This window comes from Arthrobacter sp. BG3 (assembly GCF_056680185.1).
Genome location: NZ_CM155270.1, coordinates 1897722 through 1911259 on the forward strand (window position 1 = coordinate 1897722; position 13538 = coordinate 1911259).

Here is a 13538-nt window from a genome sequence, read left to right on the forward strand (position 1 = left end):
ATGACGAACACCGCGAACCGAAAACGCAGCGAGCCGGCAGGAGGAACCATGGGTAAGTGGGTCAAGGAACACGGGCTGCTGCTGGCCAATATCAGCCTTTTCCTGATGTTCTTCGGCGGCATGGTCTTCAGCGGGGCCGCGGACTACAGCGAGGACCAGCTGGCCCATGGCGAGCCGGCGGTGTCGGTGCTGGGGTACCTCGGCACCGGGGCCTTCCTTGAGGCGACCTTTGAGAACTGGGAATCCGAGTTCCTGCAGATGGGCATGTACGTGATCCTGACGGTGTTCCTTTTCCAGAAAGGATCCTCGGAGTCCAAGCCGATGGACCGGGCTGCCGCGCAGGATAAGGATCCGCGGGACGCGCCACTGAAGAAATCCACGCCGTGGCCGGTGCGGCGCGGGGGCTGGGTCCTTAAGCTCTATGAACACTCCCTGTCGATCATGTTTTTGCTGCTGTTCGTGGCGTCGTTTGCGCTCCACGCCATCGGCGGCAGCGAGGAGTACAGTTCCGAGCAGCAGAGCCACGGGCAGCCGCCAGTCACCGTGCTCGGGTACCTCGCCACGAGCCGCTTCTGGTTTGAGTCGTTCCAGAACTGGCAAAGCGAATTCCTCGCCGTCGCCGTCCTCGTTGGCGCTTCGGTGTACCTGCGCGAACGGGGCTCACCCGAATCCAAGCCCGTCGCCGAGCCGCACTTTGAGACGGGCGCGTGAGCGATTGGGGCCCCTCAGGCCCCCTCGAGCACCTGGCTGGTGGCCCAGGCGAGGTACTTCGCGGCGTTTGCGACGGCGTCCTCCGGGCTTCCGGCCACGTCCAGCAGCTGCGCGGCGGCCACCACCCCGTGCTTGGCGAGGTCCTCCGGGGTGACCAGGATCCGTCCCGCGACCACAATCACCGGGATTCCGAGGCTCTGGGCCGCATCGGCGAGCGCAATCGGCGCCTTGCCGGTGAGCGACTGGGAATCCAGCGAGCCCTCGCCGGTGATCACGAGGTCTGCCTGCGCGAGCCTGGCGGCCAGGCCGGTGAGCCCGGCGACCAGCTCGAAGCCGCCCTCCAGGGCGGCGTTGCTGAAGGCCAGGAACGCTGCCGGAAAGCCGCCGGCAGCCCCGGCGCCGGCAACGTTGACGTCCCGCCCGGTGGCCTGGCGCAGCACCGAGGCCCAGTTGCGGAGCCCGGCGTCGAGCAGCTCCACGGCGTCCTCATCGGCGCCCTTCTGCGGACCGAACACGTGGGCTCCCCCGTCGCTGCCAACGAGCGGGTTCTGCACGTCGACGGCGATGCGGAAGGTCACGGCGCCCAGCCGGGGGTCGAGGCCGCCGGAATCGAGCTGCACCACCTCGGCGAGCGATCCGCCGCCGAGGGGCACCACGTTGCCCGCGGCGTCGAGCGGCTTGAGGCCGAGCGCGCGCAGGGCGCCGCTGCCGCCGTCGGTCATCGCCGAACCGCCCAGGCCCAGCACGATCTCCGTCGCGCCGGCGTCCAGGGCGGCCGCAATCAGCTGGCCGCAGCCGTAGCTGTGCGCCCGCAGGGCGTTGGCCGGGGTGGGATCCATGTGCGCCAGCCCGGAGGCCTGCGCGGTTTCGATCACGGCGGTGGCCCCGCCGAAGGCGTCCTTCCGGATCGCCCAGGCCGCGCCGACGGGGGCCAGGATGGGGCCGACGACGGCGTTCAGCCGTTCCTCGTAGCCGGCGGCCACGGCCGCCTCGAGGGTGCCTTCGCCGCCGTCGGCCACCGGAAACTGGATGGTCTCGGCCTCGGGATAGACGCGCAAGGCGCCTTCGGCGATGGCGGAGGCGGCTTCGGCGGCGGTCAGGGAGCCTTTGAACTTGTCCGGGGCGATCAGAATGCGCATGGGTCCATCCTGCCAGCCCCCGGACCCCGCCAGGCGCCGGGGCGGCGGCGACAGTGCCCGGCGCCGGTAGTAACGTGGCAGCCACACAGAAACGACCCGGACACAGGGGGCAACGGTGAATGACAACGCAAAGACCCGCCAGAGCATGACCGGCCCGCCCGGGATGACCGAGCTGCTGCTCGTCCGGCACGGTGAGAGCCAGGGAAACGTGGCCGCCACGCTGGCGCACCGGTCCGGGGCCTACGACATCAACGTTCCGGCCCGTGACGCCGACGTCGAGCTGTCCGACACCGGGCGCGAGCAGGCGCTGGCCCTGGGCCGCCTGCTCGCCGGGTTCCCCGCGGAACGGCGGGCGGCGGTGTGGTCCTCGCCCTATCTCCGGGCTGTGCAGACGGCGGAGCTGGCCGTCCGCACCGGCGGCTGGCAGACCCCGCCCCTGCTGGACGAACGTTTGCGTGACCGCGAACTTGGCATCCTGGACATGCTTACCTCCGCCGGCGTGGAGGCCCGGCTCCCCCAGGAGGCGGAGCGCCGGCGGTGGCTGGGCAAGTTCTACTACCGTCCGCCCGGCGGCGAATCGTGGGCCGACGTTGTGCTACGGCTGCGCTCCCTGGTCGCCGACCTGGACCGCCTGTATTCCGGCCAGCGCGTGTTGCTGGTCAGCCACGACGCCGTCATCCTGCTGTTCCGCTACATCCTGGAAGGGCTGACGGAGCGCGAGCTGCTGGACATGGCCGCCGCCTCCGCGGTCCTCAATGCCTCCGTGACCCGGTTCCTCCGGCCGGACGGCACCGGGCCGTGGCAGCTGGAGAGCTTCAACGTGGCGGACCACCTGATGAGCGAAGGAGTCGAAGTGACTGAACATGCCGGGGATACCATTGTCCACCCGCGGTGAACCCGCCGCACCCGGTCGCGGTCCCGGTCCCGGTCCCGGACGGGAGTCTGTCCGCCCGGAGCCCGTCACGCCGACCTTGCTGCGGGACTGGCCGTTGCCCGGCGGCGGCTCCGGCAAGGACGACCGCGGATCGGTGCTGGTGATCGGCGGGGCGCGGATGACGCCGGGCGCCGCGCTGCTCGCCGGGGTGGCCGCGCTGCGCTCCGGCGCCGGCCGGCTCACCCTGGCCGTGGCGGAATCCGTCGCCGTGCAACTGGCGGTTGCGGTGCCGGAGGCGGGCGTGCTCAGGCTGCCGGAAACCGCCTCGGGCACGGTCAAGGGCTCTTCGGCAGCCGCCGTCCTCGCCTCAGCGGTCGAAGCCGCGGACGCGGTCCTGATCGGACCGGGCCTCGACGACAAGGACGAGGCCACTGCGTTGCTCCGCGGACTCCTCAAGGTGCCGGCGGGGAATCAACCGCCGGCCATCATCCTCGATGCCTTCGCCCTGGGCAGCCTGCCCGAGCTGGCCGGGGAGCTGGGCCCCTGGGCGGGCCGGCTGATCCTGACCCCGAATGTCACCGAGGCGGGCATCCTGCTGGTGCACGACACCGGGGAGCTGGCCCGGGACGTACCGGAGCTCACGGAGAAGTACAGCGCGGTGGTGAGCTGCCAGGGTGTGATCGCGCGGCCGCTAGCGGCAGGCGGCGGCAAGGACTCCGCGGCGAGGGACCATGGGGGCGCCGGGCCCCGGGCTTCGCTGTGGGAAATCACCACCGGACACAGCGGCCTGGGCACTTCGGGTTCCGGAGATGTGCTGTCCGGGACGATTGCCGGGCTGCGGGCGCGGGGAACCACGGACGCGCAGGCCGCCTGCTGGGGCACCCATCTGCATGCGGCCGCCGGGGACCGGCTCGCGAGCCGACTGGGCGGTCTCGGCTACCTCGCCCGCGAACTTACGGAGGAGCTGCCGCCCCTGATGATGGAGCTCAGTTCCTGACCCGGCCCTGGCCGGGTGTCATCCGCCCCAGCCGCCGCGTTCCTGCAGGACCTCCTTGAGCAGGTCCGCGCGGTCGGTGACGATCCCGTCGACCCCGAGCTCCAGCAGCCGGTGCATTTCCGCAGGGTCGTTGATGGTCCAGACGTGCACCTGCAGGCCGTGCCGGTGGGCGCGCCGGACGAAACCGGGGGTCACCACCGTCACGGCACCGTAGCTGACAGGAACCTGCAGGGCGTGGACGCCGCGCAGCGCACGTCCCGCGGTGAGACGCAGCAGAGCCGCCGGGAGCACCGGGCCGAGCAGGACAAAGAGGGCGTTGGACACGATGCCGGCGGAGCTAGCGGCGGGGCGGCTCAGCTGGTCCAGCACGGCCCGGCGCCGGCGGTCCGAGAAGCTGGCAATCAGCACGCGGTCGTGCAGGCCGTGTCGTTCGATCGCGGCGACCAGGGGCTCCACCGAGTTCCAGTCCTTGACGTCCAGGTTGATCCGGACATCCGGGAAGGCCGTGGCGAGTTCCTCGAACAGCGGGATGGGCTCCGCGCCGCCGATCCGCGCCAGTGCCACAGTCTCCGCCGGAAGTTCGGAGATCCGGCCGCGGCCATCCGTGACGCGGTCCAGGGTTTCGTCGTGGAAGAGCAGCAGGACGCCGTCGGCGGTGGTGTGCACATCGGTCTCCAGGTGCCGGAACCCCAGTTCGACGGCCGCGCGGAATGCCGCCATGGAGTTCTCCAGACCGTCCAGGGAGAAGCCGCGGTGTGCCATGGCCACGGGGAGTTCCGGGCCGTCACCGGCGGCGAAGAAGGGGTGCGGGGTGCTCACTCTTGAAGCCTAGCCGAGCCCCGGATCAGTTAGCGGGCGGGAGGATCTCCACGCCGTCACTGCAGTGCAAAAGCGTGCGGCCGCGGCCGCCGTCGAGATGTACCCAGACGGCCGTGTGGTCCGCCGTGACGGCGTCCACCCGGCCTTCGGTCTCGTAGCCGGGCGCCAGCCGGACGCTGACGCGATCGCCCTGCTGCAGGCTCTTCCAGTGCGCGTCCGGCGCCACCCGGCGCAGCGGGGCGTCGTCCGTGTTGTGCGTGCGGTACTTTGCCATGAGTTCCCACCGTAAGTCAGCTGATCCGTCGTGAAATTCCAGCGTAGGGCGTCAAGGTGAACGCCAGTTGACCGTGAGCTGGGAGTCCGGTGTCTGGGCAGCGAACCGCTGCGGGCGGTGCGGGCCGGAGGCAGGACCGGTCGGGCGGACGGGTCGGGCAGGAGGGGCGGGCGGGAGGACATGCGGCCGGCAGGGACGGTCAGGGCAGCACCGGCGGCTGGCAGGACCGGTCAGGGCAGCCGGACGCCCAGGGCAGCGAGTTTGGCCTCAAAGATCTGGGCGACGCCGTCGTCGTCAAAGTGCGGCGCCTGCTGCCCGGCGGCGAGGATGGCCTCGGGGTGTCCACTGGCCATCCCGTAGCCGTCGCCGGCCCAGCGCAGCATCTCGATGTCGTTGGGCATGTCCCCGAAGGCCACCACATCGGCGGAATCAACGCCCAGGCCCGCCGCGTATTCGGCGAGCGTGACAGCCTTGTTGACGCCTGGCAGGGACAGTTCCAGAAGCGCGATGTTCGGCGCCGAGTGCGTTGCCGCGGCGAGGTGGGCGACGGCGGGCGTGACTTCGGCCAGGAACTCGTCGGCCGAACCCTCCCGGACCACGGCCAGGAACTTCACCACGGAATCGGCCGGGGTGAGGGTGGTGTGCAGCGGTGCGGGGGTGAATTCGGCGAGCAACCTGCTGGAGCCGTTCTCGATGAACCCGGGTTCCAGGTGGAAGCCGGTCAGGGTCTCGGCGGCGAAGAGTGCGGACGGGCGCAGCCGCTGGATGATGCGGCGGGCCTCGAAGACGGCGTCGAGCTGGAGGGCCCGCGCCGAGACCACGCGGTCCGCCTCCAGGTCCCAGACGACGGCGCCGTTCGAGCAGATGACGGTGCCGGTGTGGCCCAGCTGCTCCTGGAGGGGGTGCAGCCAGCGCGGCGGCCGACCCGTGACGAAGACCAATTCGATCCCGGCGTCCCTGCAGGCGTGGAACGCACGGACGGTCCGGTCACTGATTTTGCCATCGTGGCCGAGGATCGTTCCGTCAATGTCACTTGCTACGAGCCGCATACTGCCAGTCTACGTGGGCTGCGGAGGGGCGGGTTCCGGTCCGGCCGCGCTCGACAACGGTCCAGCCGGCGCCCGCCGAAGCCCGCCAGCGTCGAAATCGCGGGATCCCGTCCCGGTCGCCGTAACGTTACGGCGACCGGGCAGGCTTCCGGCGAATTCGGCGCTCCGGGTGCAGGCTTCCGGCGAATTCGGCGCTCGGGGTGGCGACGGCCCGCAGTTAGTGGCGTTCGTAGATGCCGGTCAGGCTCGCCTTGGCCAGGGTGTGCGGGGCGAGCCTGGTCTCCAGTTTCGCCGCGTGGGCTCCGGCGTCGAGCCCGGAGTGCGCAACGTCGAGGGCATGGACCGTGACGATGTACCGGTGCGGGCCGTGGCCCTTGGGCGGGGCCGCCCCCAAGTAGCCGGTGGCGCCGCCGTCGTTCTTCAGCTGGAAGGCGCCGGGCGGCAGGTAGCCGGAGTGGCGCGATCCCGCCCCGGCGGGCAGGGACGTGGTGTCGGCGGGGAGGTCGAGCACGGCCCAGTGCCAGAAGCCGCCGCGGCCCGGGGCGTCGGGGTCGAACATGGTGACGGCGTAGCCCCGCGTTCCGGAGGGGGCACCGGTCCAGCTCAGCTGCGGGGACTCGTCCTTGGCCCCCGCCCCGGTCGAGGCGCCGCGCTGGGCCGGCGGCAGGATCTGGCCGTCCTGGAATGACTCACTGCTGACGCGGAAGGAGGGGGCATCGTGGTGTGCCATGGCTGCCTTTCAGTTGCTGGGGAGTTCTGCATTTTCGGGGTCGCGGCCTACGGTTTCGGCCGGGTGCGGGGCCTGCGCGCCCAGCTCCATCCGGTTCAGTTCGGCCCGGGTGGGCGGGTTGGCGCCGGCCCGGGAAACGGTGACCGCGGCGGCCCAGGCGGCATGGGCCAGGAGGTCGCGGAGGCTTTCGGCGGAGAGCTCACGCAGATCCTTGCGGTTCTGCGCCCCGTCCAGGCCCAGGTCCACGATTGCGGAGAGCAGCGCCGCCATAAAGGAATCCCCGGCGCCGACGGTGTCCGCCACTTTCACGGACGGCGCCGGGAAATGCGCTTCGCCGGCGGCATTCACGCCCCAGGGACCCTGGGCGCCGCGGGTGACCACCACCATCGCGGGGCCTTCCGAGCCGCCGAGCGAAAGCCAGCGCCGGGCCGAATCCAGCGGATCCTCGCCGGGGTACAGCCACTGGAGATCCTCATCCGAGGCCTTGACCACGTCCGCCAGGGTGACGAACTTTTCCACCTGACCGCGCGCGTAGTCGACGTCGGTGATGATGCTGGGCCGGCAGTTGGGATCGAAGCTGATGGTCGCCAAAGGATGGGCATGCTCGACGGCGCTGAGCACCTCGGCGGCCCCGGGAGCCAGCATCGTGGCAATCGAGCCGGTGTGCAGCAGGGTCGTTGCCTGCAGCATGAACGGCAGCCGGTCCGCGAGCCCGGGCAGCTGCCAGGCGAGGTCGAAGGTGTAGCTGGCGGCGCCGTCGTCGTCGATCAGGGCGGTGGCCACGGAAGTGGGAAGCTCGTCCGGGCCCAGCGGGAGCAGCACCGAGCTGGACTTCAGGTGCGCCGCCACCGATTCACCGTAGGCGTCGCGGCCGTAGCGGCCGATGAACTGCACCGGGTGGTCCAGCCGGGCCAGGCCCACGGCGACGTTGAGGGGGCTTCCGCCGACATGGGCCTGGACACCGGAGGAACGCTGGACGACATCGACCAGGCCCTCGCCAATAACTGTGAGCATGCTCATACTCTGCCAGAGAACGCGGCCCGGCGCCCCAGTGTTTCGGAGTGGGGGTGTTTGGTTCAGGCCGGGGAGGCCGAGGAAGCCCGGGCGCTGTCCACCGGAATACCGGCGGGCCCGGCGTCGGCGAAATTGGCGTCGATGTGGACCACGTCCCTGCCGGCGCGCTGGAGCAGGCTCGCCGCGATGCCTGCCCGGTACCCGGAGGTGCAGTGCACCCACAGCTTCCCTGCGGGGACGGACTCCAGCTGGCGCAGCAGTTCGTGCAGCGGGACGTTGACCGCTCCGGCCACACGCGAGGCGGCGTATTCGTCAGCCCGGCGCACATCGACGACGGTGTCGCCGGAAGCAAGGCCCGCGAGCACCCCGTCCCAGCCCACGCGGGGATAGGAGGCGAGGGCGGCGCGGGGCGCGAGGGCGTGCGGGTCGGTGCCGAGGGCGGCATCCGGGCACTCGATGCCGATCCGGGAAAGGTCGCGGATGGCGTCTTCCACATCCCTGCGGGATCCCACCAGGGTCAGCTGCTCGCCCCAGGGCAGGATCCAGCCCAGGTAGGTGCTGAAGCTGGTGCCGTATTCGAAGCTCACGCTGCCCAGCAAGTGGTTGCTGGCGAAGGCCACGCGGCGGCGCAGGTCGACCACCCACTCACCGTCCGCAAGCCGGCGCGTGAGCTCCGCGGCGTCCAGCGATTCCGGCACCGCCAGATCAGCCGGTCCGGGGCCGGCGGCGTTGGTGACGCCCATGTGGGCGTAGTAGGAGGGGTAGGCCGTGAGGTTGGCGATGAGTTCCTGGACGAAGTGGTCCTCGTCCGGGTCCGTCAGGGCGTGGTTGCTGGCGAGCTGCTCCGCGATGGTGGAGGATCCGGCGCCGCTGGCCGGACCGGAGGAGCAGAAGGATCCGAAGCCGTGGGTCGGAAACAGCGCGGCTTCGGGCACGGCCTCCCCGACGAGGCGGCGCACGGAGGCGTACTGGTCATGGGTGAGTCCGAGAGTGTCGCCGGCGCCCACGAGGTCCGTGCGTCCGACCGAGCCATACAGCAGGCTTCCGCCGGAGAAGACCGCCTGCTGGCCGCCGTCGTCGACGATGAAGGACAGGTGGGTGTGGGTGTGGCCCGGTGTGGCAACGGCCTTGACCCTCAGCGCGCCGACACGGACGGTCTGCCCGTCCGTGATCGGCTGCCGCTCGAACCCCACCTGGTCGGCAGCGTTCACGAGGTAGCTCGCGCCGTGCGCCCTGGCCAGGTCAAGCCCGCCGGTGAGGTAGTCGTTGTGGATGTGGGTCTCGGCGACATGCGTGATTCTCACCCCGGCGGCGCTGGCGGCCGCCTCGATGCGGTCCGTGTCCCGCTGCGGGTCGATGACCAGCGCCACCGACCCGTCATGGACGAGGTAGCTGCGGTCCCCGAGCTGTGTGGTCTCGATGACGATGACGTCCATGTCTTCCTCCTGGCCTGCCGGGCGTGCCACGATCGGCCGCAAGGCCGTCAGCTGCGCACCTTCATCATCAAACCCCTGGGGTATGAACGCAAGCCTGGTTTGCTGGCGGGCAACCGGCGCGGCCGGACGCCACTGTGGGGCCAAGCGGCTACCGGCCGGTGCCTTCCTGCTGGTAGACGTCCGGAATCCCGTCGTGGTCCGAGTCGACTTTCTCCGCCTCTTCGGCCTGCCGGTACTGCCGGTTCCGGGTCCTCAGCACCAGCGTGGCGAGCAGTGCCGCCAGCATGGAGGCGGCAAGGATGCCGACTTTGGCGTGGTCGTCATGGATGCTGCCCTGGCCGAAACTCAGCTCCGCCACCAGCAGCGAGACGGTGAAGCCGATGCCGGCCAGCAGGGAGAGTCCGAAGACGTCGATCCATTTGAAGCTGGTGTCCAGCCGCGCCTTCGTGACCTTGGTGAGCAGCCAGGTGGTGCCCATGATGCCGATCGGCTTGCCGAGGACCAGCGCCATGACGATGCCGACAGCCACCGGGTCGGTGAGCGCCGCGACGAGTCCGTCCCAGCCGCCCACGGCCACACCGGCGGAGAAGAACGCGAAGATCGGGACGGCGACACCGGCCGAGATCGGGCGGAACCGGTGCTCGAAGATCTCCGCGAGGCCCGGACCGGCCTCCGGGCCGCCGCTGGCCTGGGAGCGCAGGACCGGAATGGCGATCCCGAGCAGCACCCCGGCCACGGTTGCGTGGATGCCGGAGGCATGGACCAGGGCCCAGGTGGCCGCACCTAGCGGCAGGAGGATGACCCACGCAGCGGCGGTTTTCATCCCGAAGAAGCGCCGGTATTTGTGCGCCAGAAAGGTGTACAGGGCCAGGGGAACGAGGGCCAGCAGCAACGGCAGCGGCTGGAGGTCACTGGTGTAGAAGACGGCGATGATGGTGATGGCGATCAGGTCATCCACCACGGCAAGGGTCAGCAGGAAGATCCGCAGGGCGCTGGGCAGATGCGAGCCGATGATGGCGAGCACGGCGACCGCGAAGGCGATGTCGGTCGCGGTGGGGATTGCCCAGCCGCGCAGGGTTTCCGGGCTTGTGAGGTTGACGACGGCGTAGATTACGGCCGGGATGGCGACGCCTCCCACGGCGGCAGCGAACGGAACAATCGATTTGTCGAGCTGCCGCAGGTCCCCGGCGATGAATTCACGTTTGAGTTCGAGCCCGACCAGGAAGAAGAAGATGGCCAGCAGCCCGTCGGCCGCCCAGGCCCCGAGACTCAGTTCCAGGTGCCAGGGCTCGTAGCCGAACTTGAAGTCCCGCAGGGCGAAGTAGCTCGCGGAGATTGGCGAGTTGGCCCAGATCAGGGCGATGACGGCGGCTGCAACCAGAAGGGCGCCGCCGACTGTCTCTTTGCGGAGGATCTCGCCGATCCGAAGGGATTCGGCGTAGCTGCCGCGGCCGAAGACGGTGAAGCGCGGTCGGGAGGTAGCGGGTGTGGGGCTCATGCGGGAGTCCTAAAAGTTGGGTCGACGAAACCATGCCGACCAGACTTCCCGGCGCACCTGTGACCCAGTCTAGTGGGTCAGGGCAACGTGCTGAACCGTTCGGCCTTGGCTTTGCTGCCCTGGACAATGATCTGGTCGTCGTCGTAGAGCACCGTTTGCGCCGTCGTGTGGCCCCATTTCCCGCCGGGCCGTTTGACCGCGACGATGGTGACGCCGTACTTGTCCCGGAGGCCGAGCACGCCCAGGGGCCGGTCCCGGATGCCGGAGGGCGGGCTGGTCCGGATCATCACGAAGTCATCCTCGAATTCGACATAGTCCAGAATCGAGCCGAGGACCAGGTGCGCGACGCGCTTGCCCATGTCGTGTTCCGGCCGGATGACGTGCTCGACGCCGAGCTGGGCAAGGATCTCGGCGTGCGGTTCGCTGATGGCCTTCGCCCAGATCTGCGGACGCTGGAATTTGAGGATCCGGGAGGTCGTCAGGATGCTGGCTTCGATATCCGAGCCGATCCCCACCACGGCCCGGTCGAATTCATGGACCGAGAGCTGGCGCAGCACCTCCTCCTTGGTGGAGTCGGCCCTGACCACATGCGTGAGGCGCCCGTTGAAGGACTGGACGATCTCTTCGCTGGCGTCGATACCGAGCACCTCGGTACCCTGCGCCTCCAGCTCCAGGGCCAGCGAACCGCCAAAGCGGCCCAGGCCGATGACCACCACCGAGGACGCCTTGTCACTGGCCGTGGCGGAGTGGGACGAGAAAATGTTCCTAGCCAATGAGGGGCCTTTCCTTGGGGTACTCGTAAAGCATGGGTCGTTCGCGCAGGGCCAGGGCCGCGCCGAGCGTCACCGGGCCAAGCCTCCCGACGAACATCAGCAGGATCAGCACGAGCTGACCCGCCGGAGGGATCGCGGCGGTGATGCCGGTGGACAGCCCGACGGTAGCGAAAGCCGATATGACCTCGAGCAGGATCCGTTCCTGCCCGAAGTCGGTGATCAGCATCAGGAACATCGTCGAACCGGTGACGAGGGCGATCGCCAGCAGCACCACGGTGATCGCCTGGCGGTGCACCGCGCGGGACAGCCGCTTGCCGAAGATGTTTACGGCCGTTCCACCCTGGAGTTCGGTGCTGAGAATGAAGAACAGGACGGCGAAAGTGGTAATTTTCAGTCCGCCGGCGGTACCTGCCGGGCCGCCGCCGATGAACATCAGGATGTCCATGCCCAGCCAGGACACGGGATTCATCTGGGCGATGTCGACGCTGTTAAAGCCGGCGGTGCGGGTGATGGCGGACTGGAAGAAGCCGGCCAGCACCCGCCCGGCCGGGTTGAGTCCGCCCAGCGTGGCCGGGTTGGCCCATTCGACGGCGGTGAGGAACACGGTTCCGCCGGCCAGGAGGATGGCTGAGCCAACAAGGACGAGTTTCGTGTTCATGCTCCAGTGGATCGGACGCCGGTACTGCCGGCCCAGTTCGAAGAGGACGGGGAATCCGAGGCCGCCGATGATGACTGCGGCGGCGATCGGCAGGCAGACCCAGGGGTCCCCGACGAACCCCATCAGGTTGTCCGAATACAGGGCAAAGCCGGCGTTGTTAAAGGCCGAGATGGAGTGGAACACCCCGTGCCACACAGCCTGGCCCAGCGGATAGCCGTACCCGGCCATGAAGTGGATCGTGAGAATCAGCGCCAGCGCAGCTTCCACGACGAGGCTGATGAGCAGGACTCCGACCAGCACCTGGCGAACGTCCCCGAAACCGTTGCTCTTGGTCTCTGCGGCGGCAGAAATCCGGGACCTTAAGCCCAGCCGGCGGGCGGTGAGGACCCCGAGCAGCGTGCCGAAGGACATCACGCCGAAGCCGCCGATCTGGACCAGCACCAGGATGACCACCTGGCCGAATCCGCTCCAGAAAACCGGGGTGTCCACGGTGATCAGTCCGGTAACGCAGACGGCGGAGGTAGCGGTGAACAGCGCATCCAGCGGGCTCGCCCCGCCGCCATCGGCCGTGGCCGCGGGGAGCAACAAGAGACCCGTGCCGGCGGCGACTGCAGTGGCGAAACCGAGCACGATGACCTGGGCCGGGTGGCGGGGCGCGAAGGCCCGGAGGAACTTGGTGAAGCCCGCTGCCAGGGCGCGCAGGATCGCAGGAGCTTCGACTTGCATAGGGGTCACGCTACCACCGGCCGGCGGCTCGGGCGGATGGGACTCAGCCGAGCAGGAGTTGCACGAGTTCGCGGCACTTCCGGTACGCGGCGGCCTTCGGGTCGATCAGCGCGAAGTGGTCGCCCGGGACCTTCAGGAGCTGGACGGGGGCGCCGGCAGCCTTGGCCGCCGCGGCATAGGAGTCGGACTGGCTCACGGGGACCGTGTCATCGTCCGTGCCGTGGACGGCATAGACCGGGACCGTCAGCGGCACCGCGCTCATCGGGTCCGCATATTTATGCCGTTTCGGGTATTTTTCGGAGGATCCGCCCAGCAGGTTGCTGACCGCGCCGTTGCTGAGGTTCAGCCGTTCGGCTTCCGCGAGGTTGAGCACCCCGGACTGGCTGACGACGCCGGTGAGGTGCAGCGCGCCGTCGTCGGCCCGGCGCAGCAGCTGGCGGTCCGCGTCCGGGGCGCCGAGCTGGGAGAGGCGGCGGCGTCCCGCAGCCCAGACGGCAAGGTGGCCGCCGGCCGAGTGTCCCAGCGCCACGACCCGCTCCAGCCCGACGCCGTGTTCACCGGCAATGTCGCCGAGCTTGTCGATGCCGGCGAGCACGTCGGCGAAGGTGTGGGGCCAGCCGCCTCCGTTGCCGGCCCGGCGGTATTCCAGGTTCCAGGCGGCCATGCCGTGCGCCGCGAGGTCCTTGGCCAGGGGCTCGCCGAGTTCCGCACCGTACTGCGAGCGCCAGTAGCCGCCGTGGATCACCACCACCACGCCCTGGGTCGCGGCGGCATCCGGCAGGAAGAGCTCGCCCCACTGGCTGGGGTCATCGCCGTAGCTGTACCTATGCCGCTTCACAG

The 13538-nt window shown here is 69.6% G+C and carries 14 protein-coding genes; 3 read left to right on the forward strand and 11 right to left on the reverse strand.

Translation table 11 applies throughout. The features are described from left to right. Positions 1-711 carry a DUF6766 family protein gene (locus AC1MFL_RS08415; RefSeq protein ID WP_479814733.1) on the forward strand — a complete coding sequence of 237 codons (711 nt, stop codon included), beginning with the start codon at positions 1-3 and terminating at the stop codon, positions 709-711. A gap of 14 nt (positions 712-725) precedes the next feature. Here the strand turns inward: AC1MFL_RS08415 and AC1MFL_RS08420 are convergent, their stop codons facing one another. Continuing rightward, positions 726-1850, reverse strand: a complete 1125-nt coding sequence (locus AC1MFL_RS08420; protein WP_479814735.1) for a glycerate kinase — start codon at positions 1848-1850, stop codon at positions 726-728. 145 nt (positions 1851-1995) lie between these two features. Between AC1MFL_RS08420 and AC1MFL_RS08425 the strand changes: the two genes are divergently transcribed. Together AC1MFL_RS08425 and AC1MFL_RS08430 are read left to right on the forward strand one after the other, a co-directional pair. Beyond that, complete coding sequence (locus AC1MFL_RS08425) at positions 1996-2745, forward strand: histidine phosphatase family protein (RefSeq protein WP_479815394.1); 750 nt, start codon at positions 1996-1998, stop codon at positions 2743-2745. Between the two features lie 76 nt (positions 2746-2821). Beyond that, positions 2822-3721, forward strand: coding sequence for an ADP-dependent NAD(P)H-hydrate dehydratase (locus tag AC1MFL_RS08430; protein ID WP_479814737.1), 900 nt, complete (start codon positions 2822-2824; stop codon positions 3719-3721). A gap of 18 nt (positions 3722-3739) precedes the next feature. Here the strand turns inward: AC1MFL_RS08430 and AC1MFL_RS08435 are convergent, their stop codons facing one another. From AC1MFL_RS08435 to AC1MFL_RS08480, 10 genes are all read right to left on the reverse strand, one after another. Beyond that, a complete protein-coding gene (locus tag AC1MFL_RS08435) occupies positions 3740-4483 on the reverse strand; it encodes a glycerophosphodiester phosphodiesterase family protein (protein ID WP_479815396.1) in 744 nt (247 codons plus the stop codon). Between the two features lie 82 nt (positions 4484-4565). Continuing rightward, positions 4566-4814 carry a hypothetical protein gene (locus tag AC1MFL_RS08440; protein ID WP_479814739.1) on the reverse strand — a complete coding sequence of 83 codons (249 nt, stop codon included), beginning with the start codon at positions 4812-4814 and terminating at the stop codon, positions 4566-4568. Positions 4815-5044: 230 nt separating this feature from the next. After that, a complete protein-coding gene (locus AC1MFL_RS08445) occupies positions 5045-5863 on the reverse strand; it encodes an HAD family hydrolase (RefSeq protein ID WP_479814741.1) in 819 nt (272 codons plus the stop codon). 217 nt (positions 5864-6080) lie between these two features. Next, positions 6081-6593 (reverse strand): YbhB/YbcL family Raf kinase inhibitor-like protein, encoded by a 513-nt coding sequence (locus AC1MFL_RS08450; protein ID WP_479814743.1) that lies wholly within the window; start codon positions 6591-6593, stop codon positions 6081-6083. 9 nt (positions 6594-6602) lie between these two features. Further along, complete coding sequence (locus tag AC1MFL_RS08455; protein WP_479814745.1) at positions 6603-7607, reverse strand: carbohydrate kinase family protein; 1005 nt, start codon at positions 7605-7607, stop codon at positions 6603-6605. A gap of 62 nt (positions 7608-7669) precedes the next feature. Beyond that, complete coding sequence (locus AC1MFL_RS08460; protein WP_479814747.1) at positions 7670-9043, reverse strand: MBL fold metallo-hydrolase; 1374 nt, start codon at positions 9041-9043, stop codon at positions 7670-7672. 148 nt (positions 9044-9191) lie between these two features. Then, entirely contained in the window at positions 9192-10541 is a 1350-nt protein-coding gene (nhaA, locus tag AC1MFL_RS08465; RefSeq protein ID WP_479814749.1) for a Na+/H+ antiporter NhaA, read from the reverse strand. A 77-nt stretch (positions 10542-10618) separates the two neighbouring features. Then, the gene (locus tag AC1MFL_RS08470) at positions 10619-11314 is read right to left on the reverse strand and encodes a potassium channel family protein (RefSeq protein ID WP_479814750.1); all 696 of its coding nucleotides are present in this window, start codon (positions 11312-11314) and stop codon (positions 10619-10621) included. Next, the gene (locus AC1MFL_RS08475; protein ID WP_479814752.1) at positions 11307-12698 is read right to left on the reverse strand and encodes a TrkH family potassium uptake protein; all 1392 of its coding nucleotides are present in this window, start codon (positions 12696-12698) and stop codon (positions 11307-11309) included. The genes AC1MFL_RS08470 and AC1MFL_RS08475 overlap by 8 nt, the downstream gene beginning before the upstream one ends. A 43-nt stretch (positions 12699-12741) precedes the next feature. Beyond that, on the reverse strand, positions 12742-13536 hold the full coding sequence (locus tag AC1MFL_RS08480) for an alpha/beta hydrolase (protein WP_479814754.1): 795 nt from the start codon (positions 13534-13536) through the stop codon (positions 12742-12744). Between the last annotated feature and the right edge of the window lie 2 nt (positions 13537-13538).

Coding starts and splice junctions, on each gene's coding strand:
- AC1MFL_RS08425 (WP_479815394.1), top strand. CDS start 1,996: ATGACCGGCCCGCCCGGGATGACCGAGCTGCTGCTCGTCCGGCACGGT.
- AC1MFL_RS08445 (WP_479814741.1), bottom strand. CDS start 5,863: ATGCGGCTCGTAGCAAGTGACATTGACGGAACGATCCTCGGCCACGAT.
- AC1MFL_RS08440 (WP_479814739.1), bottom strand. CDS start 4,814: ATGGCAAAGTACCGCACGCACAACACGGACGACGCCCCGCTGCGCCGG.
- AC1MFL_RS08455 (WP_479814745.1), bottom strand. CDS start 7,607: ATGCTCACAGTTATTGGCGAGGGCCTGGTCGATGTCGTCCAGCGTTCC.
- AC1MFL_RS08415 (WP_479814733.1), top strand. CDS start 1: ATGACGAACACCGCGAACCGAAAACGCAGCGAGCCGGCAGGAGGAACC.
- AC1MFL_RS08420 (WP_479814735.1), bottom strand. CDS start 1,850: ATGCGCATTCTGATCGCCCCGGACAAGTTCAAAGGCTCCCTGACCGCC.
- AC1MFL_RS08435 (WP_479815396.1), bottom strand. CDS start 4,483: ATGGCACACCGCGGCTTCTCCCTGGACGGTCTGGAGAACTCCATGGCG.
- AC1MFL_RS08450 (WP_479814743.1), bottom strand. CDS start 6,593: ATGGCACACCACGATGCCCCCTCCTTCCGCGTCAGCAGTGAGTCATTC.
- nhaA (WP_479814749.1), bottom strand. CDS start 10,541: ATGAGCCCCACACCCGCTACCTCCCGACCGCGCTTCACCGTCTTCGGC.
- AC1MFL_RS08475 (WP_479814752.1), bottom strand. CDS start 12,698: ATGCAAGTCGAAGCTCCTGCGATCCTGCGCGCCCTGGCAGCGGGCTTC.
- AC1MFL_RS08460 (WP_479814747.1), bottom strand. CDS start 9,043: ATGGACGTCATCGTCATCGAGACCACACAGCTCGGGGACCGCAGCTAC.